Below are 4,375 nucleotides of genomic sequence, written 5' to 3' on the forward strand. Positions count from 1 at the left end.
CGGTGCAGATCTGCCCGGTCGGGGCGTTGACCGGGGCCGCCTACCGGTTCCGGGCCCGCCCGTTCGATCTGGTGTCCAGCCCCAGCGTCTGCGAGCACTGCGCCTCCGGGTGCGCCCAGCGCACCGACCATCGCCGCGGTGTGGTGCTGCGCCGGTTGGCCGGTGACGACCCGGACGTCAACGAGGAGTGGAACTGCGACAAGGGCCGCTGGGCATTCACCTACACCCGCGTCGGCGACCGCATCACCACCCCGCTGGTACGCGACGAGAACGGTGCGCTGCGGCCGGCATCGTGGTCGGAGGCCATCGCGGTGGCCGCCGCGGGATTGTCATCGGGTAAGACCGGTGTGCTGGTCGGCGGCCGGGTCGGCGTCGAGGACGCCTATGCCTACGCCAAATTCGCTCGAATCGCTTTGTCCACCAATGATATCGACTTCCGCTCCCGGCCACACTCGGTGGAGGAACAGCAATTCCTGGCCGCTGCGGTGGCCGGCCGCCGCGACGTGAACTATGCCGACCTGCAAGCCGCCCCCATGGTGGTGCTGGCCGGGTTCGAGCCCGAGGACGAATCGCCAATCGTGTTCCTGCGACTGCGCAAGGCGGTCCGCAAGCACGGCCTGCGGGTGGTGACGATCGCACCGTTCGCCTCGCAGGGATCGGTCAAGCTGGCCGCCCAGGTCGTCTTGACCCAACCCGGCCAGGAGGCGTCCGCCCTGGACGCACTGACGGGTGAACTGCCCTCCTCGGCGATCATCCTGGCCGGGGAACGGCTGGCCACCAGCCGAGGTGCGCTGTCGGCGGTAGCCAGGCTGGCCGAACGCAGCGGCGCGCGGCTGGCCTGGATTCCCCGCCGCGCCGGTGACCGCGGCGCCCTGGACACCGGCTGCCTGCCCAACCTGCTGCCCGGCGGCCGCTCGGTCACCGATGCCGCTGCGCGCCAACAGCTCGCGACCGCATGGCATGTCGACGAGCTTCCCTCGGCGCCAGGGCGCGATACCACCGCGATCCTGGCCGCCGCGGCCGACGGCGAGCTCGATGCGCTGCTCATCGGTGGCGTGGACCCGGCCGACCTGCCCGAGCCGCAGGCCACGCTGGCGGCCATCGAGTCGACCGGCTTCGTGGTGAGCCTGGAACTACGGGAATCCGCACTCACGGCACTCGCCGACGTGGTGTTCCCCATCGCTCCTGTCGCCGAGAAGGCGGGCGCATTCCTGAACTGGGAAGGCAGGATTCGCCCCTTCGAACCCGCACTGCCCGCCAACTCCTTCCCCGACCTGCGGGTGCTGCAGATCATGGCCGACGAGCTCGGCGTCGACCTCGGATTCCGCACCGCCCAGGAGGCTCGCGCCGAAATCGCCGGGCTGGGAGTGTGGGACGGCCAGCACACCGCTCCCCCAGCTGTCGCGCCGAACGAATCGATGACGCTGGAGCCCGGCGAGGCGGTATTGGCGGGCTGGCGGTTGTTGTTGGATGACGGTCGATTACAGGACGGTGAGCCGTTCTTGGCGGGTACGGCGCACCCGGTGGTGGTGCGACTGTCGGCGGCGACCGCGGCGGGGATCGGGGCGGCCGACGGTGATGTGGTTACGGTGTCGACCGGCCGGGGCGCAGTCAGTCTGCCATTGGTGGTCACCGAGATGCCCGACGGTGTGGTGTGGCTGCCGCTGAATTCACCCGGTAGCGCCGTGCACGAGCAACTGGGTGTCACGACAGGCGCCGTCGTGCGCATCGGAAAAGGGGCAGGCGCATGAGTTACCCGGATATGACGGTGTTCGGCCACGATCCGTGGTGGCTGATCGTGATCAAAGCCGTCGCGATCTTCGCCTTCCTGCTGCTGACCGTCCTGGTGGCGATCCTGCTGGAACGCAAGATCCTGGGCCGCATGCAGATGCGATACGGACCCAACCGGGTCGGCCCGTTCGGCATCCTGCAGTCCCTGGCCGACGGCATCAAACTCGCCCTCAAAGAGGGCCTGGTGCCGGCGGGGGTGGACAAGCCGATTTATTTGATGGCTCCGGTGATTTCGGTAATCCCGGCGATCCTGGCGTTCGCGGTGATCCCACTCGGACCGGTGGTCTCGGTCTTCGGGCACCAAACCCCCTTGCAGCTCACCGATTTGCCGGTCGCGGTGCTCTACATCTTGGCGGTCACCTCGATCGGGGTGTACGGCATCGTGCTGGCCGGCTGGTCGTCGGGCTCCACCTACCCGTTGTTGGGCGGTCTGCGCTCCAGCGCGCAGGTGATCTCCTACGAGATCGCGATGGCCCTGTCGTTCGCGGCGGTGTTCCTCTACGCCGGCACCATGTCGACCTCGGGAATCGTGGCCGCCCAAGAGCACACCTGGTACGTCTTCCTGCTGCTGCCGTCATTCGCGGTGTACGTGACGGCGATGGTCGGAGAAACCAACCGGGCCCCGTTCGACCTGCCCGAGGCCGAAGGCGAACTCGTGGGCGGCTTCCACACCGAGTACTCCTCGCTGAAGTTCGCGATGTTCATGCTCGCCGAATACGTGAACATGACCACCGTCTCGGCGCTGGCCACCACCTTGTTCCTCGGCGGCTGGCATGCCCCCTGGCCGATCAGCCTGATCGACGGAGCCAACAGCGGGTGGTGGCCGCTGATCTGGTTCGTGGCCAAGGTGTGGACGTTCCTGTTCATCTTCATGTGGCTACGCGCCACCCTGCCCAGATTGCGCTACGACCAGTTCATGGCGCTGGGCTGGAAACTCCTCATCCCGGTCTCACTCGTGTGGATCATGATCGTGGCGGTCCTGCACAGCATCGGCCACACCGGCGTCGTCCCCAATCTCATCGCCGCCGCCGCACTGCTCCTCGTCCTGCTCGCAGCTAACTCCCTGCGGCACAAGATCGCCCAACGCAATGCCGCGCCAACCCCACCGCCGGCAGATGCCGGGGCGTTCCCCATTCCTCCGATGCCCGGTACGACGACAGCACGCAAGGAGACTGCAGATGCCTAAGTTCCTCGACGCGGTCAAGGGTTTCGGTGTGACGTTTTCGACGATGTTCAAACGTCCGATCACCGAGGAGTATCCCGAAAAGCCCGGCCCGGTCGCACCGCGCTATCACGGCCGCCATCAGCTCAATCGCTACGCCGACGGGCTGGAGAAGTGCATCGGCTGCGAACTGTGCGCCTGGGCATGTCCCGCCGACGCCATCTACGTCGAAGGTGCGGACAACACCGAGGACGAACGCTTTTCTCCCGGTGAGCGTTACGGGCGGGTGTATCAGATCAACTACCTGCGCTGCATCGGGTGTGGACTGTGCATTGAGGCCTGCCCCACCCGCGCGCTGACCATGACCAACGTCTACGAGATGGCCGACGACAACCGCTCCGACCTCATCTACGACAAGGACAAACTCCTGGCACCCCTGCAGCCCGGCATGCAAGCCCCACCACACGCCATGGCACCGGGAGCCACCGACGACGACTACTACCTGGGTCGAATCGATTTGGGGATTGAACCCGTCGGCAAGGAGGTGGCTGGGTGACCACCAGCCTGCTCGCGGCCGAAATGCTCACCCGCACGTCGACAACCGAAGCAGTGGTGTTCTGGATCCTGGCCGTGATCGCGATCGCCGGCGCGGTCGGCGTGGTCGCCGCCCCCAAAGCCGTCTACTCGGCGATCTTTCTGGCGACAACGATGATCTCGCTGGCGATGCTCTACGTCGCGCAGGATGCACTGTTCCTGGGTGTCGTCCAGGTGGTCGTTTACACCGGTGCGGTGATGATGCTGTTCCTGTTCGTGCTCATGCTCATCGGAGTCGACTCCTCCGAGTCACTGGTGGAAACCATTCGCGGCCAACGCATCGCGGCCATCACGGCGGGCCTGGGGTTCGGAATCCTGCTGATCGCTGGAATCGGCACGGTGGCCACCACCGGATTCGTCGGGTTGGCCGACGCCAACGCGGGCGGCAACGTGCAGGGTCTGGCGGTGCTGATCTTCACCCGGGATCTGTGGGCCTTCGAGTTGACCAGTGCGCTGTTGATCACCGCGGCGTTGGGTGCGATGGTGCTGGCGCATCGGGAGCGGTTCGAACGACGTAAGACCCAGCGCGAGTTGGTCATCGAACGGTTCGCAACCGGCGCCCGGGCCACTCCACTGCCCAACCCGGGGGTCTACGCCCGGCACAACGCGCTGAACACCCTGGCCCAACTACCCGACGGCACGAAGGAGGAATCGTCGGTGAGCACGATCCTCGAGCGGTCCGACAACGGGAACGGTCAACGATGAATCCGGACAATTACCTCTACCTGTCGGCGTTGTTGTTCACGATTGGTGCGGCGGGGGTGTTGTTGCGGCGCAATGCGATCGTGATGTTCATGTGTGTGGAGTTGATGTTGAATGCCTGCAATT

5 protein-coding genes are annotated in these 4,375 nt (G+C 66.1%); all 5 read left to right on the plus strand.

Annotated features, from left to right (window positions below; translation table 11 throughout):
* Positions 1-1,751, plus strand: a 1,751-nt coding sequence (locus HPC46_RS33795) for an NADH-quinone oxidoreductase subunit G (protein ID WP_179476351.1), incomplete at its 5' end; no start/stop codon positions are given.
* Positions 1,748-2,977, plus strand: a complete 1,230-nt coding sequence (gene nuoH, locus HPC46_RS33800) for an NADH-quinone oxidoreductase subunit NuoH (RefSeq protein ID WP_179476352.1) — start codon at positions 1,748-1,750, stop codon at positions 2,975-2,977. The genes HPC46_RS33795 and nuoH, both read left to right, overlap by 4 nt.
* On the plus strand, positions 2,970-3,509 hold the full coding sequence (gene nuoI, locus HPC46_RS33805) for an NADH-quinone oxidoreductase subunit NuoI (protein ID WP_179476353.1): 540 nt from the start codon (positions 2,970-2,972) through the stop codon (positions 3,507-3,509). Before nuoH ends, nuoI begins: the two co-directional genes overlap by 8 nt.
* Positions 3,506-4,252, plus strand: coding sequence for an NADH-quinone oxidoreductase subunit J (locus tag HPC46_RS33810; protein WP_179476354.1), 747 nt, complete (start codon positions 3,506-3,508; stop codon positions 4,250-4,252). Before nuoI ends, HPC46_RS33810 begins: the two co-directional genes overlap by 4 nt.
* Positions 4,249-4,375: NADH-quinone oxidoreductase subunit NuoK (gene nuoK / locus HPC46_RS33815; protein WP_179476355.1), on the plus strand; the 127-nt coding region annotated here is incomplete at its 3' end. The genes HPC46_RS33810 and nuoK, both read left to right, overlap by 4 nt.

Source organism: Mycolicibacterium vinylchloridicum, assembly GCF_013404075.1.
Classification (GTDB): Bacteria; Actinomycetota; Actinomycetes; order Mycobacteriales; family Mycobacteriaceae; genus Mycobacterium; species Mycobacterium vinylchloridicum.

Excerpts from the sequence above, each read along its gene's own strand:
- nuoH (WP_179476352.1), top strand. The coding sequence starts at position 1,748 with ATGAGTTACCCGGATATGACGGTGTTCGGCCACGATCCGTGGTGGCTG.
- nuoI (WP_179476353.1), top strand. The coding sequence starts at position 2,970 with ATGCCTAAGTTCCTCGACGCGGTCAAGGGTTTCGGTGTGACGTTTTCG.